The organism is Inquilinus sp. NPDC058860 (genome assembly GCF_042743185.1).
Taxonomy (GTDB): domain Bacteria; phylum Pseudomonadota; class Alphaproteobacteria; order DSM-16000; family Inquilinaceae; genus Inquilinus.
In genome coordinates, this window is sequence record NZ_JBHYMS010000034.1 from 44,640 (window position 1) to 68,655 (window position 24,016).

At 69.8% G+C, this 24,016-nt stretch carries 25 protein-coding genes; 18 read left to right on the forward strand and 7 right to left on the reverse strand.

Going from position 1 to position 24,016, the window contains the following annotated elements; translation table 11 throughout:
• Positions 1 to 124: 124 nt before the first annotated feature.
• Positions 125 to 388 (reverse strand): usg protein, encoded by a 264-nt coding sequence (locus ACFW16_RS21990; RefSeq protein WP_380308969.1) that lies wholly within the window; start codon positions 386 to 388, stop codon positions 125 to 127.
• Positions 389 to 542: 154 nt separating this feature from the next.
• Positions 543 to 1,223, reverse strand: coding sequence for a GntR family transcriptional regulator (locus ACFW16_RS21995; RefSeq protein WP_380308971.1), 681 nt, complete (start codon positions 1,221 to 1,223; stop codon positions 543 to 545).
• A 115-nt stretch (positions 1,224 to 1,338) separates the two neighbouring features.
• Between ACFW16_RS21995 and ACFW16_RS22000 the strand changes: the two genes are divergently transcribed.
• The 6 genes from ACFW16_RS22000 (at position 1,339) to ACFW16_RS22025 (ending at position 7,686) form a co-directional block, all read left to right on the forward strand.
• On the forward strand, positions 1,339 to 2,307 hold the full coding sequence (locus ACFW16_RS22000; RefSeq protein ID WP_380308973.1) for a TRAP transporter substrate-binding protein: 969 nt from the start codon (positions 1,339 to 1,341) through the stop codon (positions 2,305 to 2,307).
• 70 nt (positions 2,308 to 2,377) lie between these two features.
• Positions 2,378 to 2,902 (forward strand): TRAP transporter small permease, encoded by a 525-nt coding sequence (locus ACFW16_RS22005; RefSeq protein WP_380308975.1) that lies wholly within the window; start codon positions 2,378 to 2,380, stop codon positions 2,900 to 2,902.
• Positions 2,902 to 4,182, forward strand: a complete 1,281-nt coding sequence (locus tag ACFW16_RS22010; RefSeq protein ID WP_380308977.1) for a TRAP transporter large permease — start codon at positions 2,902 to 2,904, stop codon at positions 4,180 to 4,182. Before ACFW16_RS22005 ends, ACFW16_RS22010 begins: the two co-directional genes overlap by 1 nt.
• Positions 4,183 to 4,317: 135 nt before the next feature.
• Positions 4,318 to 4,629, forward strand: a complete 312-nt coding sequence (gene groES, locus ACFW16_RS22015; protein ID WP_034840379.1) for a co-chaperone GroES — start codon at positions 4,318 to 4,320, stop codon at positions 4,627 to 4,629.
• Positions 4,630 to 4,677: 48 nt separating this feature from the next.
• Positions 4,678 to 6,330 (forward strand): chaperonin GroEL, encoded by a 1,653-nt coding sequence (groL, locus tag ACFW16_RS22020; protein WP_380308979.1) that lies wholly within the window; start codon positions 4,678 to 4,680, stop codon positions 6,328 to 6,330.
• Between the two features lie 201 nt (positions 6,331 to 6,531).
• Positions 6,532 to 7,686: a L,D-transpeptidase family protein gene (locus tag ACFW16_RS22025; protein WP_380308981.1), complete on the forward strand. Its 1,155-nt coding sequence runs from the start codon at positions 6,532 to 6,534 to the stop codon at positions 7,684 to 7,686.
• Positions 7,687 to 7,768: 82 nt separating this feature from the next.
• On the opposite strand, the gene ACFW16_RS22030 is transcribed toward ACFW16_RS22025, so the two are convergent.
• Positions 7,769 to 8,419, reverse strand: a complete 651-nt coding sequence (locus ACFW16_RS22030; RefSeq protein ID WP_380308983.1) for a class I SAM-dependent methyltransferase — start codon at positions 8,417 to 8,419, stop codon at positions 7,769 to 7,771.
• A 299-nt stretch (positions 8,420 to 8,718) separates the two neighbouring features.
• Here ACFW16_RS22030 and ACFW16_RS22035 point away from each other — a divergent pair, with 299 nt between their 5' ends.
• Complete coding sequence (locus ACFW16_RS22035) at positions 8,719 to 9,060, forward strand: DUF488 domain-containing protein (protein WP_380308985.1); 342 nt, start codon at positions 8,719 to 8,721, stop codon at positions 9,058 to 9,060.
• Here the strand turns inward: ACFW16_RS22035 and ubiA are convergent, their stop codons facing one another.
• On the reverse strand, positions 9,061 to 9,984 hold the full coding sequence (gene ubiA / locus ACFW16_RS22040; protein ID WP_380308987.1) for a 4-hydroxybenzoate octaprenyltransferase: 924 nt from the start codon (positions 9,982 to 9,984) through the stop codon (positions 9,061 to 9,063). It abuts the gene before it with no gap.
• Positions 9,985 to 10,063: 79 nt separating this feature from the next.
• Entirely contained in the window at positions 10,064 to 11,023 is a 960-nt protein-coding gene (locus ACFW16_RS22045) for a GlxA family transcriptional regulator (protein ID WP_380308989.1), read from the reverse strand.
• A gap of 84 nt (positions 11,024 to 11,107) precedes the next feature.
• Between ACFW16_RS22045 and ACFW16_RS22050 the strand changes: the two genes are divergently transcribed.
• From ACFW16_RS22050 to ACFW16_RS22100, 11 genes are all read left to right on the forward strand, one after another.
• Complete coding sequence (locus tag ACFW16_RS22050; RefSeq protein WP_380308991.1) at positions 11,108 to 11,791, forward strand: DJ-1/PfpI family protein; 684 nt, start codon at positions 11,108 to 11,110, stop codon at positions 11,789 to 11,791.
• 60 nt (positions 11,792 to 11,851) lie between these two features.
• Entirely contained in the window at positions 11,852 to 12,613 is a 762-nt protein-coding gene (locus ACFW16_RS22055; RefSeq protein ID WP_380308993.1) for a 16S rRNA (uracil(1498)-N(3))-methyltransferase, read from the forward strand.
• Between the two features lie 32 nt (positions 12,614 to 12,645).
• The gene (locus ACFW16_RS22060; protein WP_380308995.1) at positions 12,646 to 14,010 is read left to right on the forward strand and encodes a glutamate--cysteine ligase; all 1,365 of its coding nucleotides are present in this window, start codon (positions 12,646 to 12,648) and stop codon (positions 14,008 to 14,010) included.
• Between the two features lie 132 nt (positions 14,011 to 14,142).
• Complete coding sequence (locus tag ACFW16_RS22065) at positions 14,143 to 15,555, forward strand: circularly permuted type 2 ATP-grasp protein (RefSeq protein WP_380308997.1); 1,413 nt, start codon at positions 14,143 to 14,145, stop codon at positions 15,553 to 15,555.
• Positions 15,556 to 15,586: 31 nt separating this feature from the next.
• Complete coding sequence (locus ACFW16_RS22070; protein WP_380308999.1) at positions 15,587 to 16,525, forward strand: alpha-E domain-containing protein; 939 nt, start codon at positions 15,587 to 15,589, stop codon at positions 16,523 to 16,525.
• 16 nt (positions 16,526 to 16,541) lie between these two features.
• Positions 16,542 to 17,369, forward strand: a complete 828-nt coding sequence (locus ACFW16_RS22075) for a transglutaminase N-terminal domain-containing protein (RefSeq protein ID WP_380309001.1) — start codon at positions 16,542 to 16,544, stop codon at positions 17,367 to 17,369.
• Between the two features lie 51 nt (positions 17,370 to 17,420).
• On the forward strand, positions 17,421 to 18,152 hold the full coding sequence (locus ACFW16_RS22080; protein WP_380309003.1) for a peptidase: 732 nt from the start codon (positions 17,421 to 17,423) through the stop codon (positions 18,150 to 18,152).
• Positions 18,153 to 18,291: 139 nt separating this feature from the next.
• Positions 18,292 to 18,570 (forward strand): hypothetical protein, encoded by a 279-nt coding sequence (locus ACFW16_RS22085; protein WP_225768171.1) that lies wholly within the window; start codon positions 18,292 to 18,294, stop codon positions 18,568 to 18,570.
• Between the two features lie 174 nt (positions 18,571 to 18,744).
• The gene (locus tag ACFW16_RS22090) at positions 18,745 to 20,352 is read left to right on the forward strand and encodes a carboxyl transferase domain-containing protein (RefSeq protein ID WP_380309005.1); all 1,608 of its coding nucleotides are present in this window, start codon (positions 18,745 to 18,747) and stop codon (positions 20,350 to 20,352) included.
• A 5-nt stretch (positions 20,353 to 20,357) separates the two neighbouring features.
• A complete protein-coding gene (locus ACFW16_RS22095) occupies positions 20,358 to 20,651 on the forward strand; it encodes a hypothetical protein (RefSeq protein WP_380309007.1) in 294 nt (97 codons plus the stop codon).
• A complete protein-coding gene (locus ACFW16_RS22100) occupies positions 20,648 to 21,424 on the forward strand; it encodes an enoyl-CoA hydratase-related protein (protein WP_380309009.1) in 777 nt (258 codons plus the stop codon). The genes ACFW16_RS22095 and ACFW16_RS22100 overlap by 4 nt, the downstream gene beginning before the upstream one ends.
• Here the strand turns inward: ACFW16_RS22100 and ACFW16_RS22105 are convergent, their stop codons facing one another.
• A complete protein-coding gene (locus ACFW16_RS22105) occupies positions 21,425 to 21,802 on the reverse strand; it encodes a hypothetical protein (protein ID WP_380309011.1) in 378 nt (125 codons plus the stop codon). It abuts the gene before it with no gap.
• 201 nt (positions 21,803 to 22,003) lie between these two features.
• A complete protein-coding gene (locus ACFW16_RS22110; RefSeq protein WP_380309013.1) occupies positions 22,004 to 24,013 on the reverse strand; it encodes a beta-N-acetylhexosaminidase in 2,010 nt (669 codons plus the stop codon).
• Positions 24,014 to 24,016 lie beyond the last annotated feature (3 nt).

The window sequence follows — 24,016 nt, forward strand, 5'->3', positions numbered from 1 at the left end:
CGTTTCCGCGGTTTGCTTTTTGGGTTGGTTTTGTTTTTTAGCCCCCGGGCCCCCCCCCGCGGGGGGGGGGGGGGGGGGGGGGCTGCCCCCCCCCCCCCCCGGCCTGCTTCTCCTCTTCGGGATTTCAGTGCAGCCGGAACTCGGCGGTGCAGAGCCGCAGATCGCCAGGCTTGACCACGCCGGTCGCCGCGACCCGGACCGAATGCAGCCTGCCCTCGATGTTGCGGGTCCAGAAGTCGAGGAAGCGATGCAGCTCCGGGAAGCGGGGGGCGAGATCGAGCCTCTGCCAGACGAAGCTCTGCAGCAGCCCCGGATGATCGGGCAGATGGTAGAGGATCTCCGCCGTGGTCAGGCGGTAGCCCTGCAGCTGACGTTCCAGATCGGTCATTCCGTCACCGTCCCTTTCCTTCCGCACGGCCGGGCTTGCACGTCCGGTCCATGAAGGAAATGTGATGTGGATTTCCGATGCGGACAAGGGTATATGTAAGGAAATCAATATGTTAGCAGCGCTCTGGCAGGAGTGCTGCCAGACCGGCGCCGGCTCAGGCGAACAGGTCGCGGTGCTCGCGCTGCACCGTCGGCAAAGCCCGCAGGATCTCCGACAGATGGGCGCGCAGCGCCGCCTCGGCGCCGTCCGGGTCGCGCCGGTCGATCGCCGCCAGGATGGTGCGGTGCTGCGCGATCAGCGCCGGCAGGGACGAGGCCGAGGGCAGCGTCAGGTGGCAGACGCGGTCCATATGCGCCTTCAGGTCCTCGATCACGGTCCAGGCCGACGGGCAGCCGGCCCCCTCGGCGATCGCCGCGTGGAACGCCTCGTCGGCGCGCTGGAACTCGTAGTGCTCGCCGGCCGCGGCCGCCGTCTCCTGGGCCTCGAGGTGGAAGTCGATGCGGGTGCGGGTTCGGGCGTCGAAGCGCTCGCAGGCGCGCCGCACCACCGCGCTTTCCAGCGATTCGCGGATGAAGCGCGCCTCCAGCATCCGCTCGATCGAGATCTTGACCACGAAGGTGCCGCGCCGCGGCAGCACCTCGACCAGGCCCGAGCGGGCGAGGGCGATGAAAGCCTCGCGCACCGGCTGCCGCGACACGCCGTAGCGGAGGGCGATCTCCTGCTCCGACAGCGGCGCGCCGGGCTTCATGGCCAGGGTGACGATGGCCTTGCGGATCTCCAGCTCGATCAGGCGGGCGATGCTGGTGGTCTGGTCGAGGAGATCGAGCGGCGCCATGCGGATCAAGCTCGCGACGGATATTGCATCAGGTCAAGTACCATACTAGGCTGCCTCTTACCATACCAGACAGGGGCCTGATCATACCAGGCCCGGGAACCAGGGGGAGGCGTTCGTGAAATCCATCGTGGCATTGGTCCTGGGGGCGGCGCTGTCGCTGGCGGCCCTTCCGGCTTCGGCGCAGACGCTGCGCTCGGCCGACATCCATCCCGACGGCTATCCGACGGTCGAGGCGGTCAAGTATCTCGGCGAGCTGATGGAGCAGCGCAGCGGCGGCCGGATCAAGATCCAGGTCTTCAACAACGCCCAGCTCGGCGCCGAGAAGGACACGATCGAGCAGACCCGGTTCGGCGTGATCGACATGAACCGGGTGAACACGGCGCCGTTCAACAACCTGGTGCCGGAGACGCAGGTGCTGGGCCTGCCCTTCCTGTTCCGCTCGGTCGACCACATGCACAAGGTCGTCGACGGCCCGATCGGCGACGAGATCCTGAAGGCGTTCGAGCCGCACGGGCTGGTCGGCCTCGCCTTCTACGATTCCGGAGCGCGGTCCTTCTACACCACGAAGAAGGCGATCCGGTCGATCGACGACATGAAGGGGCTGAAGCTGCGGGTCCAGCAGTCCGACCTGTGGATCGCGATGATGCAGGCCTTCGGCGCCAACCCGACGCCGATGGCGTTCGGCGAGGTCTATTCGGCGCTGGAGACCGGCGTCGTCGACGGCGCCGAGAACAACTGGCCGTCCTACGAATCCTCGCGCCATTTCGAGGTGGCGAAGCACTACACCCTGACCGAGCATTCGCTGACGCCCGAGGTGCTGGTGATCTCGAAGATCGCCTGGGACAAGCTGTCGCCCGACGACCAGACGCTGCTGCGCCAGGCGGCCAAGGAGTCGGTGGTGAAGATGCGCGAGCTGTGGATCGCGCGCGAGAAGGAGTCGGAGGAGAAGGTGCGGGCCGGCGGTGCCGAGGTCATCACCGTCGACAAGGCCGCGTTCTCGGCCGCGATGGGGCCGGTCTACGACAAGTTCGTCACCACCGACGCGATGAAGTCGCTGGTGGAGCGCATCCGCGCGGTGCAGTGAGGCTGTGCCATCCGGCCGGCCCCGCCACGTCGCGCGGGGCCGGCCCTTTCGTCATGGGAGATCGGCCGGAATGGCTTCCGTCCTGGCTCTGACTCGCCGGACCCTCGGCATCCTGTCCACCGGCGCCCTGTGGCTGGCCGGCTTCGGCATGCTGGCGATGACCGTCACAGTCGGCTGGCAGGTCTTCGCCCGCTACGTGCTGAACGACACGCCGAGCTGGGCCGAGCCGCTGACGCTGCAGCTGATGGGGTGGTTCATCCTGCTCGGCGCCGCAGTCGGGGTGCGCGAGAGCTTCCATCTCGGCCTCGACCTGCTGCAGCAGGTGCTGCCGGCGGGGCTCAACCGGGTGCTGGAGGGGGTGAACCTGCTGCTCATCCTCGGCTTCGGCGTCGCCATGGTCTGGTATTCGGTCGAGCTCGCGGTCGGCACCTGGACCGCGACCATCCCGGTGCTCGACCTGCCGGGCGGATTCGATTTCATTCCCTTGATCATCGGCGGCGCGCTGATCGCGCTGTTCGCCGCCGAACGGCTGTTCGAACAGATTGCCGGCGTCGAGCACGAGGCGGCGGTCGAAGGCGTGCAGGAGCTGGCGTGATGGAGCTGTGGGTCCTGTTCGGCGGCTTCACGCTGCTGATGTTCATGGGCATGCCGATCGCCTTCTGCCTCGGCATCTCCTCGCTGGCGACGGTGCTGTACATGGGCCTGCCGCCAGTGGTGGTGTTCCAGCAGATCAACTCCGGCATGAACGCCTTCGCCATGATGGCGATCCCGTTCTTCATCTTCGCCGGCGACCTGATGATCCGCGGCGGCATCGCGGCGCGGCTGATCCGCTTCGCCGCCAGCCTGGTCGGGCACATGCGCGGGGGGCTGGGCCAGGTCAATGTCGTCGCCTCGACCCTGTTCGGCGGCATCTCCGGCTCGGCGGTGGCCGACGCCTCGGCGATCGGCGGGCTGATGATCCCGCAGATGGCGGCGCGGGGTTACGCCCGGGACTACGCGGTCAACGTCACCGCCAATTCCGCGATCATCGCGCTGATGATCCCGCCGTCCAACAACATGATCCTCTATTCGATCGCGGCGGGCGGCAACGTCTCGATCGCCGACCTGTTCACCGCCGGCATCATCCCCGGCATCCTGCTGGCGGCCGCGCTGATGGTCGCCGCCTATGTCGTCGCCCGCCGGCGCGGCTATCCCGCCGATCCGTTCCCGGGCCTGCGCGCCGTCGGCCGCTACCTGGTCCTGGCGCTGCCGGGCATCCTCCTGATCGGCATCATCTTCGGCGGCGTCCGCTCCGGCATCTTCACCGCGACCGAAAGCTCCTGCATCGCGGTGATCTACGCCTTCCTGGTGGCGCTCCTGGTCTATCGCGAGCTCGACTGGCGCGGCTTCGTCGAGGCGGTGCAGGGCGCGGTCCGCACCACCGCCATGGTGCTGCTGGTGATCGGCACCGCCGGCGCCTTCGGCTGGCTGATGGCGCTGCTGCAGGTGCAGACGGCGACGGTCCAGGCGATCCATGCCATCTCCAGCGACCCGCTGACGGTGCTGCTGCTGATCAACGTCGCGCTGCTGATTCTCGGCACCTTCATGGATATGGCGCCGATGATCATCATCTGCACGCCCGTCCTGCTGCCGGTGGTCAAGGCCTTCGGCATCGACCCGGTGCATTTCGGCGTGATCCTGATCCTCAACGCCGGCATCGGCCTGAACACGCCTCCGGTCGGGTCGGTGCTGTTCGTCAGCTGCGCCGTCGGCAAGATCACCATCCGCGAGGCGATGCGCACGATCTGGCCGTTCTTCGGCGCCTCGATCGCGGTGCTGCTGGCCGTGACCTACATCCCGGCCCTGTCGCTCTGGCTGCCCGCGGTCTTTCGCTGAGCGAATCTTCGGATGGGCCTTGACCCGTTTCCGCGCTCCCCTTAAATGCGTAGCACTCACCGGCCGAGAGTGCTAACGACCGGCCGGGGCAGGCCCTGAACGCAAATCTCTGAACGAGAGAGTGGGAGAGCGAAGATGCAATTCCGTCCCCTGCACGACCGTGTGCTGGTGCGCCGCATCGAGCAGAACGAGAAGACCGCCGGCGGGATCATCATCCCGGACACCGCCAAGGAAAAGCCCCAGGAGGGCGAGGTGATCTCGGTCGGCGCCGGCATCCGCGACGAGGCCGGCAAGCTGCAGCCGCTGGACGTCAAGGCCGGTGACCGCATTCTGTTCGGCAAGTGGTCCGGCACCGAGGTGAAGCTCGACGGTCAGGATCTCCTGATCATGAAGGAGAGCGACATCCTCGGCATCATCACCGTGAAGAAGTCGGCCAAGGCGGCCTGATCCGCCCCGTCGCCTTCACCGGAATCCCGATAGATAAGGAATAGAGAGATGGCTGCGAAGGACGTTAAGTTCTCGCTCGACGCCCGCTCCCGCATGCTGCGCGGCGTCGACATCCTGGCCGATGCGGTCAAGGTCACCCTGGGCCCGAAGGGCCGCAACGTCGTGCTCGACAAGTCGTTCGGCGCGCCGCGGATCACCAAGGACGGCGTCACCGTCGCCAAGGAGATCGAGCTCGCCGACAAGTTCGAGAACATGGGCGCGCAGATGGTGCGCGAGGTCGCGTCGAAGACCAACGACCTGGCCGGTGACGGCACCACCACCGCGACCGTGCTGGCCCAGTCGGTCGTCCGCGAGGGCGTCAAGGCCGTCGCCGCCGGCCTGAACCCGATGGACCTGAAGCGCGGCATCGACAAGGCCGTCGAGGCCGTCGTCGCGGACCTCAAGACCCGGTCGAAGGTCATCAAGACCAATGCCGAGGTCGCCCAGGTCGGCACCATCTCCGCCAATGGCGAGCGCGACATCGGCGAGATGATCGCCAAGGCCATGGAGAAGGTCGGCAACGAGGGCGTGATCACGGTGGAAGAGGCCAAGAGCCTCGACACCGAGCTCGAAGTCGTCGAAGGCATGCAGTTCGACCGCGGCTACCTGTCGCCGTACTTCATCACCAATGCCGAGAAGATGATTGCGGACCTCGAGGCTCCGTACATCCTCCTGCATGAGAAGAAGCTGTCGAACCTGCAGGCCATGCTGCCGGTGCTCGAGGCGGTGGTGCAGTCGGGCAAGCCGCTGCTGATCATCGCCGAGGACGTCGAGGGCGAGGCCCTGGCCACCCTGGTGGTCAACAAGCTGCGCGGCGGCCTGAAGGTCGCGGCGGTCAAGGCCCCGGGCTTCGGCGATCGCCGCAAGGCGATGCTCGAGGACATGGCCATTCTGACCGGCGGCCAGGTGATCTCCGAGGATCTCGGCATCAAGCTCGAGAGCGTCACGCTCGACATGCTGGGCCGGGCCAAGAAGGTCCTGATCGCCAAGGAAGAGACCACGATCGTCGACGGCGCCGGCGCCAAGAAGGAGATCGAGGGCCGCTGCAACCAGATCCGGGCGCAGATCGAGGAGACCTCCTCGGACTACGACCGCGAGAAGCTGCAGGAGCGTCTGGCCAAGCTGGCGGGCGGCGTCGCGGTGATCCGCGTCGGCGGCGCCACCGAGGTCGAGGTGAAGGAGCGCAAGGATCGCGTTGACGACGCGATGCACGCGACCCGCGCCGCGGTCGAGGAAGGCGTGGTCCCGGGCGGCGGCACCGCCCTGCTGTACGCCTCGAAGGCGCTGGACAAGGTCAAGCCGGACAACGACGACGAGCGTGTCGGCATCGACATCGTCCGCCGTGCCCTGCAGGCGCCGATCCGGCAGATCGTCACCAACGCGGGCGGCGACGCCTCGATCGTTGTCGGCAAGCTGCAGGACAAGAACGACAAGAACTGGGGCTACAACGCCCAGACCAGCGAGTATGGCGACCTGATCAAGGCCGGCGTCATCGACCCGACCAAGGTCGTCCGCGCCGCGCTGCAGAACGCCGCGTCGGTGGCCAGCCTGCTGATCACCACTGAGGCGATGGTGGCCGAGCATGTCGAGAAGAAGCCGGCCGCTGCGGCGCCGGGCGGCGGCATGGGCGGCATGGGTGGCATGGGCGACATGGACTTCTGATCACCCGATCAGATTGTCCAAAAGTCGAATTGTGGAGGGGCGCTCTTCGGAGCGCCCCTTTTTTGCCATATCGGCCGGCGATGCAAGACCTCGTGGGGCCGCTGCAGTCTTTCGATTGCCGGGCCGAGTATCGGCAACTAAATGAATGCAACGGCCCCGGGTTCGACCACCCGGCCGTCCGCGACGGAAGGGGAATTCGTGATGACCGCCTGTTCGAAGAGTGCGCCCTGTCATCGCGGGCCGATCGCCCGCGCTGCCCTGGCGGTCGCCTCGATCCTGGTGCTTGCGGCCTGCGTGCCGGCCGGGACGCAGCAGACCGCCAGCCTGCCGGCGCCGGAGCAGCCCGCGCCGCCGCCCGTATCCCCCTTCGTCCAGGCGATGCGCGACGCCGGCGTCAACGTCGCGATCCCGACGCGCGGCAAGTTCATCCTGGTGAACATCCCGTCCTATGAGCTGATCGCCTTCCAGGACGGCGCCCCGGTGATCCGCAGCAAGGTCGTGGTCGGGGCCGCGGGGACCTCGACGCCCGAGCTGCTGTCGAACATGTACGCGATCAAGTACAACCCGGACTGGACCCCGACGCCGTCGATCGTCCGCAACGAGGCCAGCGTCTACATCCCGTCGGGGCCGCGCAGCCCGCTCGGCCGGCTCAAGCTCGAGCTCGACAACGACCAGTCGATCTATCTGCACGACACGCCGCAGAAGAGCTATTTCGGCCGCGACAAGCGGGCGCTGAGCCATGGCTGCGTCCGGGTCCAGCAGGTCCGGGAGCTGGCGGCCTGGGCCGACGGCGTCAGCGTCGACGAGATCGACCGGAAGATCCGCACCGGCCGCATGTACACCGAGCGGCTGCCGGAGGAGATCCCGGTCTATATCGGCTACTACACCCGCTTCCCGGACGAATTCGGCCAGCCGGTGAACCATCCGGACGTCTACGCCAACAAGGACGAGGCGCGGCAGGCCTACCTGGCCCGCGCCGCCGGCCGCCGCGCGGCCGCGGCGAAGAAGGCGGTCGAGCCGCCGGCCCAGCCCCCGGCCGAGATCATCCCGGGCCAGACGGTGCCCGGCCAGACCGCACCGGGCGGCGAGACCGCAGTGCCGCCGGCGACGGCCCCCGGCGAAACCGGCACGCCGCCCGCGACCCCGGCCCAGCCCGCCGCCCCCGCTACGACGGCTCCGGCTGCCCCTGCCGCGCCGGCGGAGACCCCCGCGGTTCCGGCCGCGCCCGCGGCCCCGGCCGTGACCGATCCTGCGGCCCCGGCTGCTCCGGCCACGACGACGCCGGCCGCGCCGGCGGCTCCTGCGGTCACGCCGCCTCCGGCGACCACGACGCCGGCCGCGCCGACGAGCAACTGACGTAGGTTGGGTTCGCGGACGCGAACCCAACAATGTCCCGGTTGCGCGATGTTGGGTTCGCCAAGCGAACCCAACCTACGGCCTATCCGGGCAGGACCTTCCACACCACGGCCTCGCGCACGGCGCGGTCCTCGATCTCGACGCTGGTCGGCACCTGGTGGCGGGCGATCTCCTCCAGCCCGTCCTGCGGCCGGTAGGTGCGGCCGGGATCGCCCAGCAGCACGGTCTTGCCGGCGCCGGCCAGGGCCCGCAGCCAAGGCATGACCCGGTCCGACATCGGCTTCTCGTAGCAGACGTCGCCGGCGCAGACGATGTCGATGCCGTCCAGCGCCTCGCCGATCCGGTCGCCGCCGTCGGCCTCGACCGCGCAGCCATTGGTCGCCGCGTTCAGCCGGATCGCCGCCACCGCGACCGGGTCGATCTCGGCCGCCGTCACCGCGGCGGCGCCGGCCCGGGACGCGGCCAGCGCGACGATGCCGGAGCCCGAGGCGAAGTCGAACACCCGCTTCCCGGCCACGCTCTCGGGATGGTCCAGGATATATCGCGCCACCGCCTGGCCGCCGACCCAGGCGAAGGCCCAGTAGGGCGGCGGCAGGCCGGTGCGGCGCAGCGTCTCCTCCGTCGCCTGCCACAGCGGCGTCACCTCGGTGGCGAGGTGCAGCACCAGCTCGGGTAGCAGCGGCGTGCGGGTCGGCGCCGTGTTGGCGCGGATGAAGGCGGCGATGTCGTCCATGGCGCCCTTCCTATCCTGCAAGGCGGCGATGAGCCATGGAGTCTTGATGTCCGGCGCCGGAATGCGGAAGATTCGCGAAACGGCGACGGCGCAGACCGTCGCCGCAGACGAGGAAACGACGAGATGGTGAGCCGCCGTGCCCCGGCCCGACCGAAGGACGGTCCGGCCGAAGACGAGATCGGGGAATGTAGTTCCCCGCCCTGCTATCTGCACGAGATCGATCCGGCCTATGCCGGTCTGGACCCGAAGCCCGGGAAGAAGCCCGCGCCGAAGGGTCCGAAGCGCGACGGAGCCGGCTCATGATCCGGGTCAAGCGCGTCTACGACCCGCCCGAGGAGGGCGACGGCTACCGCGTCCTGGTCGACCGGCTGTGGCCGCGCGGCCTGACCAAGGAGCAGGCGGCGCTCGATCTCTGGCTCAAGACCGTGGCGCCGAGCGACGAGCTGCGGCACTGGATCCACCACGAGCCGGAGAAATGGCCGGAATTCTGCCGCCGCTATCATGCCGAGCTGGATGCCCACCCGAACGCGGTCGCCTTCCTGCGGCAGAAGAGCAAGGACGGCTGGGTCACCCTGCTCTATGCCAGCCGCGACGAGCGCCAGAACAACGCCATCGCGCTCGCCAAGTATCTGGGCGGATGATCAGGCCAAGGCGCGGCCGGCGGCGAGCCCGACCAGGACCAAAAGGCCGAACCAGCGGTTCGAGTTGAACTTGGCCAGGCAGTCGGCCGGCCGGTCGGGGACGAGCGTCGCCGCCTGCCAGGCCAGCTGTGCCGCGCCGGCGGCGAGGCACAGCAGGAAGGGCAGGGGCGCCAGCCCGGCCAGCAGGCCGGCCGCGCCGATCCCGAGCACGGTCAGCGCGTAGAAGCCGGCGACCCAGCGCCGCGCGGCGCCGCCGAACAGGCGGGCGGTCGACTTGATGCCGATGCGGGCGTCGTCCTCGATGTCCTGCAGGGCGTAGACCGTGTCGTAGCCCAGCGTCCAGCAGATGCCGGCGGCATAGAGGATCAGCGAGGGCAAGGCCAGCCCGCCGGTCACGGCGGTCCAGCCGACCAGCGCGCCCCAGTTGAAGGCCAGGCCCAGGAAGAATTGCGGCCACCAGGTGACCCGCTTCATCAGCGGGTAGGTGAAGACCACGAGCAGCGAGGCGATGCCGAGCCCGACGGTGGTGCTGTTGAACTGGATCAGGACCAGGAAGCCCAGCAGCAGCAGGGCGATCAGGAACAGCACCGCCTGGGTCGGGCTGATCGCGCCGCTGGGGATCGGCCGGGTGCGGGTGCGCGCCACCCGGCCGTCGAAGTCACGGTCCAGGATGTCGTTCACCGTGCAGCCGGCGCCGCGCATCACCAGCGCGCCGATGGCGAACAGGAGGACGTACCAGAGATCCATCCAGCCGAAGCCGGCCGGCCGCGGCGCCATCGCCAGTCCCCACCAGCAGGGAAGAAGCAGCAGCAGGACCGGCTTCGGCCGATCCAGCCGGGCCAGGGTCAGGTAGGGCCGGACGCCGGGCGGCGCCCAGCGGAGAAGCCGGCTCTCGGCCCGGATGTCGGAGGCGGTGTCGGTCATGGTCCCGTCGCGGAGGTCGCGCTGGCGCATCAGTACCGCCGTTGCGGGCCGGCGGCAAAGGCCGTGATGGGCGCCGTGGTCACGGATGCATCGCCGCCGCGGTCCGCCGCCCCCGCCGCATCGCCTGCGGCGGCTGGCCGAAGCAGCGGATGAAGGCCCGGCGCATCCGCTCCGGATCGGAAAAGCCGACGTCGCGGGCGATCGTTTCGATCGGTTCGGCGCCGTCCTCGACCCGCGGCCGGGCCGCCTCGGCACGCAGCCGTTCCACCGCCTTGGCCGGGGTCTGCCCGGTCTCGGCCAGGAAGGCGCGGCCGAACTGGCGCGGGCTCAGGCATGCCGCCTCGGCCAGCCGGTCGACCGGCAGCGGCTCCCGCAGATTCTCCCGCGCGAAGCTGAGGGCGGCCTGGATCCGGTCGGTGGCCGGGGCGAGGTCGAGCAGGGCGGAGAACTGCGACTGCCCGCCGGGCCGGCGGTGATACACGACCAGGATCCGGGCCACGGCGCGGGCGGCGTCGACGCCCAGATCCTCCTCGATCAGGGCCAGGGCCAGGTCGATGCCGGCGGTGACGCCGGCCGATGACCAGACCGGGCCGTCCTGGACGAAGATCCGGTCCATCTCGACACGGACCTTCGGGTGCAGGCGCTGCAGCGCGGCGGCCTGCAGCCAATGGGTGGTGGCGCGCCGCCCGTCCAGCAGGCCGGCTGCGGCCAGCAGGAAAGCGCCGGTGCAGACGCTGGTCACCCGCCGCGCCGTGGCGGTCTCGCGGATGAAGGCCAGCAGTCGCGCAGATTCCAGCGCCTTGGGGACGCCGCGCCCGCCGGCGACCACCAGCGTGTCCAGTGGCACATCGCCGAAGGGCTGGGTCAGCACCGGCAGGCCGGCGGAGCTTTCGACCGCGCCGCCCTGCTCCGAGATCACCTGCAGCCGGTAGGGCGGCGGCGCGCAGTCCCGGGACGCGGTGTCGAACGCCGCCAGCGGCCCCGACAGGTCGAGGATGTTGAAACCGGGGAAGACCAGGAAGCCGATCGCGCGAGACATGACGGTAAATGAGGGAACAATGTCGTTTCGGACATCACCCTGCGCGACGATACTGCAGTTGTCAATTCCGTCCCGGAGGCCGCCATGGACACCGTCATCGTCTTCCCGATCTATCCCGGCGTCACCCATCTCGACTTCACCGGCCCGCACCAGGTGCTGGCGCGGCTGCCCGGCGCCAGGACCGTCGTCGCCTCGATCGGCGGCGAGCCGGTCGCGGTCGACGGCCTCACCTTCTCCAACCTCGCCCGGCTGGAAGAGGTGGAGCGCTGCGACGTGCTGTGCGTGCCCGGCGGCTTCGGCTGCGTCGATGCGATGCGCAGCGATGCCTATCTGGGCGAGATCCGACGACTGGCCGCCATGGCCCGCTATGTCACCTCGGTCTGCACCGGGTCGCTGATCCTCGCCGCTGCCGGGCTGCTGGAAGGGCGGCGGGCGGCCTGTCACTGGGCCTGGCGCGACCAGCTGGCCTTGTTCGGCGCCATCCCCGATCCCGGCCGCGTCGTCCGCGACGGCAACATTTTCACCGGCGGCGGCGTCACCGCCGGCATCGACTTCGCCCTGACCCTCGCGGCCGAGCTGGCGGACGAGACGGTGGCGAAGGCGATCCAGCTCGGGCTCGAATACGCGCCGGCGCCGCCCTACGACTCCGGCCGTCCCGAGACCGCGGCGCCGGAGATCGTCGAATTGGTCACGGCCCGCAACCGGGCCCGGATGCCGGATCGCCAGGCGATCGTCGAGCAGGTGGCCCGGGAGCGGCGCCGGGCCTGATCCCGGCCGTTCCTCCCAAGGATCCGTTGCCGGCCGGCCGGGCAGCGGCTAGCGTCGCGCATGACCTCCGATGCCCTGCCGCGCACCCGTTTGTTCGTCGACACCCCGCTCGCGGCAGGGCAGCCGGTGCCGCTGTCCGACGCCCAGACGCACCGTCTGCGCGGCGTGCTGCGGCTGGAAGCCGGAGCCGCCATCCGCCTGTTCAATCCGCGAGACGGCGAGTGGCGGGCGCGGCTGGGGAATTTTCGCGGCAACAAGGACGGCCACGCCGTCGCGGATGAACGGATCCGCCCGCCCGAGCCCGTCTCCGACCTCTGGCTCTGCTTCGCCCCGGTCAAGAAGGACGCGGTCGACGCGGTGGTGGAGAAGGGGACGGAGCTCGGCGCCGCCGTGCTGCAGCCGGTCTTCACCCGCTTCACCGACGTCCAGCGCGTCAATCTCGACCGGCTGCGCGCCCATGCCGTGGCTGCGGCCGAGCAATGCGAGCGGCTGGACGTGCCGGAGCTGCTCGACCCGGTCGGGCTCGACGCTCTGCTCGCCGGCTGGCCCGCGGGCCGGACGCTGCTGGTCTGCGCCGAGGCCGGAACGGCCCGTCCCATCGCCGAAGCGGCGGCGGAAGCGTCCGGTCCCGCCGCTCTCCTGGTCGGTCCGGAAGGCGGTTTCGCGCCGGCGGAGCTGGATGCCCTGATTCGTCACGAATTTGTTCGACCCGTCGGCCTCGGCCCTCGTATCCTGCGCGCCGACACGGCGGCCATCGCCGCGCTCGCGGTCTGGCAGATGCTGGCCGGCGATGGGCGCGGCCGGCCGCCGCATCGCGTCTGATACCCGCTGTTCCGACACCCGAGTACCCGCCCATGTCCGGTCCCCAGAGCGCCAGCGCCGCACCGATCGAAAGCAAGGCGCAGCTCGTCGACTATCTCGCCGCCGGGTCCAAGCCGCCCGAGGACTGGCGCATCGGCACCGAGCACGAGAAGTTCGCCTTCCGCCAGTCGGACCTGAAGCCGCTGCCCTTTGACGGGCCGGACGGGATCCGCGCCGTGCTGGAAGGCCTGGCCGGCTGCGGCTGGGAGCGGGTGGAGGAGAACGGCAACCTGATCGCGCTGATCCGCGACAAGGCGTCAGTGACGCTGGAACCGGGCGGCCAGGTCGAGCTGTCGGGCGCGCCGCTGCGCAGCATCCACGAGACCTGCGCCGAGGTGGCGGACCACCTGGCCCAGGTGAAGCGGGTCGGGGAGCAGCTCGGCATCGGCATGATCGGCCTCGGCTTTCAGCCGAAATGGCGGCGCCAGGACATCCCCTGGATGCCCAAGGGCCGCTACAAGATCATGCGCGACTACATGCCGAAGCGCGGCTCGCTGGGCCTCGACATGATGACCCGCACCTGCACGGTGCAGGTCAATCTCGACTTCGCCTCCGAAGCCGACATGGTGAAGAAGTTCCGGGCCAGCCTGGCGCTGCAGCCTGTGGCGACGGCGCTGTTCGCCAACTCGCCCTTCACCGAGGGCCGGCCGAACGGGTTCCAGAGCCTGCGCAGCCACATCTGGACCGACACCGACCCGGACCGCACCGGCGACCTGCCCTTCGTGTTCGAGGACGGCTTCGGCTTCGAGCGCTATGTCGACTACCTGCTCGACGTGCCGATGTACTTCGTCTACCGCGACGGCCGCTACATCGACGCCGCCGGGCACAGCTTCCGCGCCTTCCTCAAGGGCGAGCTGGCGGTCTATCCGGGCCATCTGCCGACGCTGAACGACTGGGCCGACCACCTGACCACCGCCTTCCCCGAGGTGCGGCTGAAGAAGTACCTGGAGATGCGCGGCGCCGACGGCGGGCCGTGGTCGCGCCTGTGCGCCCTGCCGGCGCTGTGGGTCGGGCTGCTCTATGACGGCACGGCGCTCGATGCCGCCTGGGACCTGGTCAAGGACTGGACGACGGCGGAGCGGGCGGCGCTGCGCCGCGACGTGCCGCGCCTCGGCCTCGCCACCCCGTTCCGCGGCGGCACGGTGCGCGACGTGGCATTGCAGGTGCTGGCGATCGCCCGCGGCGGCCTCGCCTCCCGGGCCGCGACCGACGCCATCGGCGGCACCGAGGAAGGTTTCCTCAACGAGCTGCAGCGCATCGCCGACAGTGGCGAGACCCAGGCCTCGGAGATGCTGCGCCGCTACGAAGCCGAATGGGGCGGCTCGGTCGACCCGGTCTTCACCGCCTACGCCTACTGACGCTACGCCTATTGGCCCGGCAGGATTTGCTGGAATTTTAGGCATCCTTCGCCGGCCGCCGCGGAATTTCGCTTGCGGTCGGTGGCACATGCCTTGCTTGATGGTTTCGTCGAGCAGGGACGTGCCGGAGGGATGGTGCAGGCATTCGACGAGATGGGCGGGGACCCGGTCCGGTCCCCCTATGCGGCCCTGGCGGATTGGCTGGCGGCGACGCCCGCCTCGGTCTTCGATCTCAAGCGCCGGGAGGCGGCGGCTCTGTTCCGCCGCATCGGCATCACCTTCGCCGTCTATGGCGAAGGCGGCGACCCGGAACGGCTGATCCCCTTCGACATCATGCCCCGCGTGCTCGACGCCGCCGAATGGCGGCATCTGGAGCAGGGGCTGGCGCAGCGGGTGAAGGCACTGAACGCCTTCCTGCACGACGTCTATCACGGCCAGGAGATCCTGCGCGCCGGCCAGGTGCCGGAGCGGCTGGTGCTGCACAACCCCGGCTACCTGCCGGAGATGCAGGGGCTGGACCCGCCCGGCGGCATCTACACCCACATCGCCGGCATCGACATCGTCCGGGTCGGGCCGAACGATTTCTATGTGCTGGAGGACAACGCCCGCACCCCGTCCGGCGTCTCCTACATGCTGGAAGGCCGCGAGATGATGATGCGGCTGTTCCCGGACCTGTTCGCCCGGCACAGCGTCGCCCCGGTCGAGCACTACCCGCAGGAGCTGCTGGCGACCCTGTCCTCGATCGCGCCGCGCAACTGCGACGGCGAGCCGACGGTCGCCCTCCTGACCCCCGGCATCTACAACAGCGCCTATTTCGAGCACAGCTTCCTGGCCGACCGCATGGGCATCGAGCTGGTGGAAGGGCCGGACCTGTTCGTGCGCGACGCCGTGGTCTACATGCGCACCACCCGCGGGCCGAAACGGGTCGACGTGATCTACCGCCGGATCGACGACGACTTTCTCGACCCGCTGGTGTTCAACCCCGATTCCGTGCTCGGCGTGCCCGGCCTGTACCACGCCTACCGGGCCGGCAACGTCGCTCTGGCCAACGCCATGGGCACCGGCATCGCCGACAACAAGGCGATGTACATCCACGTCCCGGCGATGATCCGCTTCTATCTGGGCGAGGAGCCGATCCTGAAGAACGTCCCGACCTGGGACTGTTCCAAGCCCGACGAATGCGCCCATGTCCTCGGCAAGCTGGACGAGCTGGTGGTGAAGGAGGTGGCGGGGTCGGGCGGCTACGGCATGCTGGTCGGGCCGACCGCCAGCCGGGCCGAGCGCGAGGCCTATGCCGAGCGGGTCAAGGCGCAGCCCGACCTGTTCATCGCCCAGCCGACCCTGGCGCTGTCGACCTGCCCGACCTTCGTCGACCAGGGCGTGGCGCCGCGCCATGTCGACCTGCGCCCCTTCGTCCTGACCGGCCGGGACCAGGTCAGGATCGTGCCGGGCGGGCTGACCCGGGTGGCGCTGCGCGAGGGCTCGTTGGTCGTGAACTCGAGCCAAGGCGGCGGCACCAAGGACACCTGGGTGCTGACGGCATGACGGCGCAGGGACTCAAGACGGGGTCATCGGGATGCTGAGCCGCACCGCCGACAGCCTCTATTGGCTCGGCCGCTACGTCGAGCGCGCCGAGAACCTCGCCCGCATCCTCGAGGTCGCCGACCGCATGGCGCTGACGCCGAACAGCGGCGGCGCGCGGCAGGACGAATGGCACTCCGCCGTCGTCATCTCCGGCTGCGAGACGGGCTTCTACAAGAAGCACGGCACGGCGACACCGGCGGCCGTGGTCGACTACATCGCCCGCGATCCCGACAACCCGTCCAGCATCCGCTCCTGCCTGCAGCGGGCGCGGACCAACGGGCGGGCGGTGCGCGCGGCGCTGACTCGGCCGATGTGGGAGACGCTGAACGCCACCTGGCTCGACCTCGACGGCAAGGAAGGGCTGGCCGCCGGCGGCGACCTGCGCGATTTCCTGGAATGGGTCAAGGAACGGGCGATGCTGTTCCATGGTGCCGTCGCCGACACCATGCTGCGCGACGACGCCCATATCTTCCTGCAGCTCGGCACCATGCTCGAGCGCGCCGACAACACCGCCCGGCTGCTCGACGTGAAGTACCACGTGCTGCTGCCGGCGGATGAGGAGGTCGGCGGCGGCCTCGACTTCTACCAATGGGCGGCGGTGCTGCGCGGCGCCTCGGCGCTCGGCAGCTATGCCTATCTCTACCGCGACGGCATCAAGCCCTGGCAGGTGGGGGAGCTGCTGATCCTGCGGCCGGAAATGCCGCGGTCGCTGGTCGGCTGCCTCGGCGTGATGGGCGAGCTGCTCGGGCAGCTCGCCGATCTCTACGGCCGCAAGCATGAATGCCAGCGGCTGGCCGGCGAGATGCATTCGCGCTTGCGCTACGGCCGGATCGACACGATCTTCCGCACCGGACTGCACGAATACCTGACCGCGTTCATCCAGCAGAACAACATCCTCGGCCTCGAGGTCAGCAAGGCCTATCTGATCTGATCTGATCCGTCCGGCCATGCGCCTCCTGATCCGCCACGAGACCCGTTACCGCTACGACAGCCCGGTCACCCGCACCCTGCAGACGCTGCGCCTGACGCCCCGGCCGAACGACGGGCAGGAGGTGCTGCGCTGGCGGGTGGTGCCGCCGGCCGGGGCCAGCCTCGCCGCCGGCGAGGACGGCTTCGGCAACATCGTCGACGTTCTGTCGCTGGACCGGCCGCACGACGCGCTGACCCTGCTGGTCGAGGGCGAGGTCGTCACCCGCGACACCAACGGCGTCGTCACCGGGACCGAGGAGCGGTTCCCGCCCGCCTTCTATCTGCGCCCGTCGCCGCTGGCCGCAGCGGATGCAGCGCTGGTCGAGCTGGCGGAAGCTGCGGCGACCACGGCGGGGCGCGAGCCGCTGGCCCTGGCCCATGCGCTGATGCTGGCGGTGCACGGCCGGATCGCCTTCCGCCCCGGCCTGACCCACGCCGCCACCACCGCGGCGGAGGCGCTGGCGGCCGGCATCGGCGTGTGCCAGGACCACACCCATGTCTTCCTCGCCTGCGCCCGTCCTCTCGGCCTGCCGGCCCGCTACGTCTCGGGCTATCTGCTGATGGCCGACGGCAGCGTCGAGCAGGCGGCCGGCCATGCCTGGGCCGAGGTCTTCGTCGACGGGCTCGGCTGGGTCGGCTTCGACGCCGCCAACGGGATCTGCCCGACCGAGCACCATGTCCGCGTCGCCGTCGGGCTCGACTATCGCGACGCCGCGCCGGTCCGCGGCCTGCGCCAGGGCGGCGGCGCCGAGGCGCTGGAGGTCGTGGTCCGCGTCGGCCAGTCCCAGACCCAGGCACAGGCCTGAACGCCGCAACCCCATGATGATCCCGGCCATTATCATTCCGGACCGCCCCGCATGACCTACTGCCTCGGCCTGCTGCTCGAAGACGGGCTGGTGATGATCGCCGACACCCGCACCAATGCCGGCGTCGACAACATCTCCACCTTCCGCAAGATGCACATCTGGGAACGGCCGGGCGACCGGGTGATGGTGCTGCTGACCGCCGGCAATCTCGCCATCACCCAGTCCGTGGTCGCCCTGCTGTCCGAGGCGGTCGACGCCGGCGACGGGCGCGAGAGCCTGGTCACCGCACCGTCGATGTTCCGCTGTGCCGAGCTGGTGGGCGAGGCCGTGCGCGCCGTCTGGAACCGCGACGGCCCGGCGATGGAGCAGCATGCCGGCGGCTTCAACGCCTCCTTCCTGCTCGGCGGCCAGATCGCCGGGCGCCGCTGCCGGCTGTTCGAGGTCTACCAGGCCGGCAACTTCATCGAGGCGACGGCCGACACGCCCTATCTGCAGATCGGCGAGCACAAATACGGCAAGCCGATCCTCGACCGGGCCGCGCGGTTCGAAACGCCTTTGATCGACGGGCTCAAGCTCGGCCTGGTGTCGATGGATTCGACCCTCCGCAGCAACCTGTCGGTCGGGCTGCCGATCGACATCGCCCTGTACCGCCGTGACGCGCTGCAGCTGGCCCTGCGCAAGCGGGTCGGCGAGGACGACGCCTACTTCTCCGGCCTGCGGCAGCGCTGGTCGGATGCGCTGCGGCAGGCCTATCAGGCCATCCCGAATCCGGATTGGTCATGACCAGACGAATCGAAGCGGGAACTATTTAGCAGGTTTCAAGGTTGAAATTGGTGGGAGCCTGAACCACCCTTCCGGTGTTCTATCGGCGTAACGCCGTGCCCACGGCCCGACCGATAATGATAAAAGAGGAGATTGTGCCATGCGCATCGCGCTTCGTAGAACCGCCCTGCTTTCCGGTTTCGCTGCGCTCCTGGCGCTTGGCGCCTGCGCCCAGCCGCAGCAGCCCGCGGTCGTCGTGGGCGGCACTCCGCCGGCGCCCGCCACGCTGCCGGCCAATGTGCCACCGGGTTCGACGCTCGAGAGCTCGACCACCGTCGTCGAGGGCGGCAACGTCGTGAACCGGTATGTCTACCGCGCGCCGAACCAGCTCATCACCAACGGTCCGCAGTGCACCAAGGGCGACCCGCAGTGCCCGTGATCGGGTGCGGCGGTGTGAGAGAGGTTTGAAAGGGGGCGAAAAGGGGGCTTCGGCCCCCTTTTTTGTCGCGTGCATGGGGCTGGCGCCATTCGGCAACTTTCTTTCTGCCCTTGCCCGGCCCCCTTCGTCCCGGCATGTTGCGCGGCAACGCCATTGGCTTGAGCTGGAGCGCCCATGCCCGTGCTGAACAGCGCGGTTGATCCCCGGTCCGCCGCCTTCCGCGACAACGAAGCGGCGATGTGTGCGGCCGTCGACGACCTGCAGGCCACCGTCGCCCGGATCAAGCTGGGCGGCGGCCAGGCGGCCCGCGACCGGCATGTCGCCCGGGGCAAGCTGCTGCCGCGCGACCGGATCCGCGCGCTGCTCGACCCCGGCGCGCCGTTCCTCGAGCTGTCGCAGCTGGCCGGCCACGGCGTCTACCGTGAGGATGTGCCGGCCGCCGGGATCATCACCGGCATCGGCCCGGTCTCCGGCCAGGAATGCGTCATCGTCGTCAACGACGCGACGGTGAAGGGCGGCACCTATTATCCGCTGACGGTGAAGAAGCATCTGCGGGCGCAGGAGATCGCGCGCGAGAACAATCTGCCCTGCCTCTACCTGGTCGATTCCGGGGGCGCCTTCCTGCCGCTGCAGGACGAGGTCTTTCCCGACCGCGATCATTTCGGCCGGATCTTCTACAACCAGGCGACGATGTCGGCCGCCGGCATTCCGCAGGTCGCGGTGGTGATGGGCTCCTGCACCGCCGGCGGCGCCTATGTCCCGGCGATGTCGGACGAATCCATCATCGTCAAGGGCCAGGGCACGATCTTTCTCGGCGGCCCGCCGCTGGTGAAGGCGGCGACCGGCGAGGTGGTCTCCGCCGAGGATCTCGGCGGCGCCGACGTGCACAGCCGCGTCTCCGGCGTCACCGACCACTACGCCCAGGATGACCATCACGCCCTGGCGATCGCGCGCCGCATCGTCGCCAACCTCAATCGGGTGAAGCGGCCGGACCTGGCGCTGCGTGACCCGGCGGAGCCGCTGTACCCGGCCACGGATCTCTACGGCATCATCGGCACCGACCTGAAGAAGCCCTTCGACGTGCGCGAGGTGATCGCCCGCCTGGCCGACGGCTCGGAGTTCGACGAGTTCAAGGCGCTGTACGGCACCACGCTGGTCTGCGGCTTCGCCCATCTCTGGGGCATCCCGGTCGGCATCGTCGCCAACAACGGCATCCTGTTCTCGGAAAGCGCGCTGAAGGGCGCGCATTTCGTCGAGCTGTGCTGCCAGCGCGGCATCCCGCTGCTGTTCCTGCAGAACATCACCGGCTTCATGGTCGGCTCGAAATACGAGCGCGGCGGCATCGCCAAGGACGGCGCCAAGCTGGTCACCGCCGTGGCCTCCGCCCGGGTGCCGAAGCTGACCCTGCTGACCGGCGGCAGCTTCGGCGCGGGCAACTACGGCATGTGCGGCCGGGCCTACGGGCCGCGCTTCCTGTTCATGTGGCCGAACGCCCGGATCTCGGTGATGGGCGGCGAGCAGGCGGCGAACGTCCTGGCCCAGGTGCGGCGCGACGGCATCGAGGCCAAGGGCGAGACCTGGCCGGAGGCGGAGGAGGAGGCGTTCAAGGCGCCGATCCGCGACCAGTACGAGCGGCAGGGCCACCCCTACTACGCCTCGGCCCGGCTGTGGGACGACGGGGTGATCGATCCGGCGGACAGCCGGCGGGTGCTGGCGCTGGCGCTGTCGGCGGCGCTGAACGCGCCGATCGAGCCGACCCGGTTCGGCGTGTTCCGGATGTGAGCGGAATGATTCAGAGCAACTTCTTCGAATGGCTCGGCGAGGCGCTGGGCGGGGTGATCGGCTTCATCATCCGCGCGATCCGGGCGGTGGTCGACGGCCTGGGCGGCGCCGTCGACGACTTCCTCGACGGCATGGCCCGCGCGATCGGGATGAACAGCTCGATCTTCTCCTTCGCGCTGCTGATCCTCGGCCTGTTCCTGCTCTACACGTCCGTGCGCGCCTTCATCGCCAAGTCGATCGTGGCGGGGATCGTCTGGGCGGTGCTGGGGCTGATGGTGCTGAGTTGGGTGGTGCGATGAGCGCGGTTCGGATCGAGATCGAGAACGGCGTCGGCACGGTCGTCATGGACCGGCCCGATCGCCACAACGCCTTCGACGAGCATGTCATCGCCGAGCTGACCGCAGGCTTCGCCAGGCTGGGCGCCGATGATGCCGTGCGCGCGGTGGTGCTGCGCGGCGCGGGCAAGAGCTTCTCGGCCGGGGCCGATCTCGACTGGATGCGCCGGATGGCGACCTATGACGAGGCCGCCAACCTGGCCGACGCCCGGGCGCTGGCGGCGCTGATGCGCACCATCGACACCCTGCCGAAGCCGACGGTCGCCCTGGTCCATGGCGCGGCCTATGGCGGTGGGGTCGGTCTGGTCGCCTGCTGCGACATCGCCATCGCCACCGAGGCGGCCGGCTTCTCGCTCTCCGAGGTCAAGCTCGGCCTGATCCCGGCGGTGATCAGCCCCTATGTCGTGCGCGCCATCGGCGCCCGCGCCGCCCGCCGCTACTTCCTGACTGCCGAGCGCTTCGACGCGGTCGAGGCCCGGCGGCTCGGCCTGGTGCACGAGCTGGTGGCGGGCGACGGGCTGGAGGAGGCGGCGCGGCAGATTCTTATGTCACTGCGCGGCAACGGCCCGGCGGCGGTCCGGGCGGCCAAGGATCTGGTCGCGGCGGTCGCCGGCCGGCCGCCGGCCGAGGTCGAGGAGGACTGCGCCCGCCGCATCGCCGCGATCCGCGCCGGCGAGGAGGGCAGGGAAGGCGTCGCCGCCTTCCTGGAGAAGCGGAAGGCGTCCTGGCTCGGGTGATCAGCCCGCCGGCGCGGACCAGGCCCGCACGACATTGACCAGGAACAGCAGCATCGAGGCGAGGGTCAGCAGCGAGCCGATGATGACCACGGCCTCCTGCTGCCGGGTCGTCGCCAGGTAGATGCCGAGCGGCAGCAGGATGGCGCCGGCGGCGGCGATCCAGAAATGCAGCACGCCCAGCCCGCCGGACTTGGCGAAGCCCAGCCGGTAGCCGATCCCGAACAGGGCGAGCGAGACCCAGCCGACGAGATTGATGTGGGTGTGCACCGGCACCAGCTGGAAGTCATGGGCCATGCCCATCTGGATCCCGAGCAGCATGCCGGCCAGCCCCATCAGCACGGCCAAGGTGAAGAACGCTCTGTCGATGCTGCCCATCATGTCCCCTCGTCGATCGCCGGCGGCATATCGCAGGTGCCGATCCTGTCCTGCCGCGCCGAAGGATGCGCCGAACCGCTCTGCCCGACCTGTTACGGACGGCACAGCGTGGCCCGGCGCATTCCCGCCCCCCAGGCGTGATGGCAGTCTCGTCCGATCGCGGTTCCGAGGCACTCCCCGAGGATTAGGGGATAGGCCTGCGGATCACTCGGCCCAATGCCCGTACAGATTGGGCATCAGCCCGGCCAGGGCGCTGAAGCGTGCCCAGGACTTCGCCTTCCGCCGGGTCCAGCCGGCCTCGGCGATCGCCGACAGCCGGGGGAAGACCAGGCGGTCGAACACGGCGCGGTCGGTCATCGGCTCGGACCAGATGCAGGCCTGGACACCCATCAGGTGCTTCAGCTGGTCCTCGGTCCAGCCCCGGGTGGCCTCGAACTCGTAAGTCTCCTGCGGGCCCGACCAGCCGGCCCAGCCGGCGCCCGGCTCGGACCAGGCGGTGCCCTGCGACATGTCGAGATAGTAACGCTGTCCCGGCGCGACCACGATGTCGTAGCCGCGGCCGGCCAGCTCGGCGCTGACCTCGACCGAGCGCCAGCCGACCAGGTAGCTCTTGTCCTTCTCGATCACGTCGCCATGCGCCGCCTCCTCCCAGCCGCCGGTCACGACGCCGCGCGAGGCCAGGAAGCACTGGATTCGCCGCAGGAACCCGGCCTGCAGCACGGCGGTCGCCGAGCCTTCGATGGCGTCGGCGCCGTGCCGGTTGCCGATGGTGTTCACCAGCTTGGCGTGCTGCTCGGCCATCGCCTCGCCGCCGACCTGCCGCAGGCGGTCGAGCGCGAGCGGCGATCCCGACCAGGCGGCCAGCGGCACCTCGTCCGCGCCGACATGGATGATCCGGGACGGGAACAGCGCGATCAGCTCGTCGAACACGGTCTCGAGGAAGCCGTAGACCGGTTCATGGGCCGGGTTCAGGCAGTTGTCGGGAAAGCCCTGCACCGACTGGTATTCGCCGTGCTCGGCCGGGTCGCGCAGCTGCGGCAGCGCCTGCAGCACGGCGTGGCAATGGCCGGGGATGTCGATCTCCGGCACCACGACGATGCCCAGCCGGTCGGCCAGGGCGACCAGGTCGCGGATCGCCTGCTTGCTGTAATAGCCGCCCTGCGGCTCGGGGCCGGAGCCGAGCAGCGGCGGCAGCGCCAGCCCGTGGCCGCGCCAGGCGCCGACCCGCGTCAGCTCCGGATAGGCATCGATCTCGACGCGCCAGGCCTCGTCGTCCGACAGGTGCCAGTGGAAGCGGTTCATCTTGCTCCAGGCCAGCAGCTGCAGGAACCGGGCGACCTCGGCCGAGGAGTAGAACTGCCGGGCGACGTCGAGATGCGACCCGCGCCAGCCATGCGCCGGGGAGTCCATGATTTCCCCGGTTTCGGGGAATAGGAAGGTCTCGGGGTGGCGCCTGACGCCACGCCAGATCTGGCCGAGCGTGATCAGGCCGTAGAGCAGGCCGATGCGGGTCGAGGCCCGCACGGTGACGCCGGTCTCGGAGAAGGCGATGCGATAGGCCTCGGGCCCAAATCCCGGCTCGGTTAAGAGTGCGACGGTCAGCCCGCCCTCCGCCTCCGGCCGCACGATACCTTCGGCCGGGAACAGTGCGGCGGTCAGCTCGGCGAAGGCGGTGATGGCCTGCTCGGCGTTGGCGCCTTCTCCCTTCGGCGCCAGGCCCGCGGGCACCGTGCGGCGGCCGCTCACGCCGACCTTCTCCGGCCAGGGAATGACGGAAATCGGGACCGGAGCCGAGGCCGGGACCGGGAAGCGCTCGGTGCCCCGCTTCAGCGGTGCATTGTCGGCGGCGGAATGCGTCGGCGCGACGGCGGCCGGCGCGGTCGACCCGTCGGCCAGCACCACATAGGCGGTGGTGGCGCCGTCGGTCCAATGGCGGAGAGGGTAGCTCAGCCCCCGTGCCGTCAGCGTCCAGCTGTCGCCGGGCGCCAGTTCGATGCCCGGCGGCGGGGTGAACTCGGAATGATTGGACAGCCGCGCCGTCAGCGCGCCGCCCTCGATGGTCGCGGCCGGGTCGATCCGGGCCGGGCCGCTGACGCAGAGCGTGAAGCCCGAAACCGTCCGGCCCGACCGGTTGGTCAGCCGCAGGGTGTAGCTCAGGGCTTCGCCGCCCGCGGCGGGCTTCCAGAAGGTCTCGAGGCGGAACGGGGACGTCATCGG

What these genes read in the sequence shown, in the direction of transcription:
- ACFW16_RS21990 (WP_380308969.1), bottom strand. Translation starts at nt 388, where the DNA reads ATGACCGATCTGGAACGTCAGCTGCAGGGCTACCGCCTGACCACGGCG.
- ACFW16_RS21995 (WP_380308971.1), bottom strand. Translation starts at nt 1,223, where the DNA reads ATGGCGCCGCTCGATCTCCTCGACCAGACCACCAGCATCGCCCGCCTG.
- ACFW16_RS22005 (WP_380308975.1), top strand. Translation starts at nt 2,378, where the DNA reads ATGGCTTCCGTCCTGGCTCTGACTCGCCGGACCCTCGGCATCCTGTCC.
- ACFW16_RS22010 (WP_380308977.1), top strand. Translation starts at nt 2,902, where the DNA reads ATGGAGCTGTGGGTCCTGTTCGGCGGCTTCACGCTGCTGATGTTCATG.
- groES (WP_034840379.1), top strand. Translation starts at nt 4,318, where the DNA reads ATGCAATTCCGTCCCCTGCACGACCGTGTGCTGGTGCGCCGCATCGAG.
- groL (WP_380308979.1), top strand. Translation starts at nt 4,678, where the DNA reads ATGGCTGCGAAGGACGTTAAGTTCTCGCTCGACGCCCGCTCCCGCATG.
- ACFW16_RS22025 (WP_380308981.1), top strand. Translation starts at nt 6,532, where the DNA reads ATGACCGCCTGTTCGAAGAGTGCGCCCTGTCATCGCGGGCCGATCGCC.
- ACFW16_RS22030 (WP_380308983.1), bottom strand. Translation starts at nt 8,419, where the DNA reads ATGGACGACATCGCCGCCTTCATCCGCGCCAACACGGCGCCGACCCGC.
- ACFW16_RS22035 (WP_380308985.1), top strand. Translation starts at nt 8,719, where the DNA reads ATGATCCGGGTCAAGCGCGTCTACGACCCGCCCGAGGAGGGCGACGGC.
- ubiA (WP_380308987.1), bottom strand. Translation starts at nt 9,984, where the DNA reads ATGACCGACACCGCCTCCGACATCCGGGCCGAGAGCCGGCTTCTCCGC.
- ACFW16_RS22045 (WP_380308989.1), bottom strand. Translation starts at nt 11,023, where the DNA reads ATGTCTCGCGCGATCGGCTTCCTGGTCTTCCCCGGTTTCAACATCCTC.
- ACFW16_RS22050 (WP_380308991.1), top strand. Translation starts at nt 11,108, where the DNA reads ATGGACACCGTCATCGTCTTCCCGATCTATCCCGGCGTCACCCATCTC.
- ACFW16_RS22055 (WP_380308993.1), top strand. Translation starts at nt 11,852, where the DNA reads ATGACCTCCGATGCCCTGCCGCGCACCCGTTTGTTCGTCGACACCCCG.
- ACFW16_RS22060 (WP_380308995.1), top strand. Translation starts at nt 12,646, where the DNA reads ATGTCCGGTCCCCAGAGCGCCAGCGCCGCACCGATCGAAAGCAAGGCG.
- ACFW16_RS22065 (WP_380308997.1), top strand. Translation starts at nt 14,143, where the DNA reads ATGGTGCAGGCATTCGACGAGATGGGCGGGGACCCGGTCCGGTCCCCC.
- ACFW16_RS22070 (WP_380308999.1), top strand. Translation starts at nt 15,587, where the DNA reads ATGCTGAGCCGCACCGCCGACAGCCTCTATTGGCTCGGCCGCTACGTC.
- ACFW16_RS22075 (WP_380309001.1), top strand. Translation starts at nt 16,542, where the DNA reads ATGCGCCTCCTGATCCGCCACGAGACCCGTTACCGCTACGACAGCCCG.
- ACFW16_RS22080 (WP_380309003.1), top strand. Translation starts at nt 17,421, where the DNA reads ATGACCTACTGCCTCGGCCTGCTGCTCGAAGACGGGCTGGTGATGATC.
- ACFW16_RS22085 (WP_225768171.1), top strand. Translation starts at nt 18,292, where the DNA reads ATGCGCATCGCGCTTCGTAGAACCGCCCTGCTTTCCGGTTTCGCTGCG.
- ACFW16_RS22090 (WP_380309005.1), top strand. Translation starts at nt 18,745, where the DNA reads ATGCCCGTGCTGAACAGCGCGGTTGATCCCCGGTCCGCCGCCTTCCGC.
- ACFW16_RS22095 (WP_380309007.1), top strand. Translation starts at nt 20,358, where the DNA reads ATGATTCAGAGCAACTTCTTCGAATGGCTCGGCGAGGCGCTGGGCGGG.
- ACFW16_RS22100 (WP_380309009.1), top strand. Translation starts at nt 20,648, where the DNA reads ATGAGCGCGGTTCGGATCGAGATCGAGAACGGCGTCGGCACGGTCGTC.
- ACFW16_RS22105 (WP_380309011.1), bottom strand. Translation starts at nt 21,802, where the DNA reads ATGATGGGCAGCATCGACAGAGCGTTCTTCACCTTGGCCGTGCTGATG.
- ACFW16_RS22110 (WP_380309013.1), bottom strand. Translation starts at nt 24,013, where the DNA reads ATGACGTCCCCGTTCCGCCTCGAGACCTTCTGGAAGCCCGCCGCGGGC.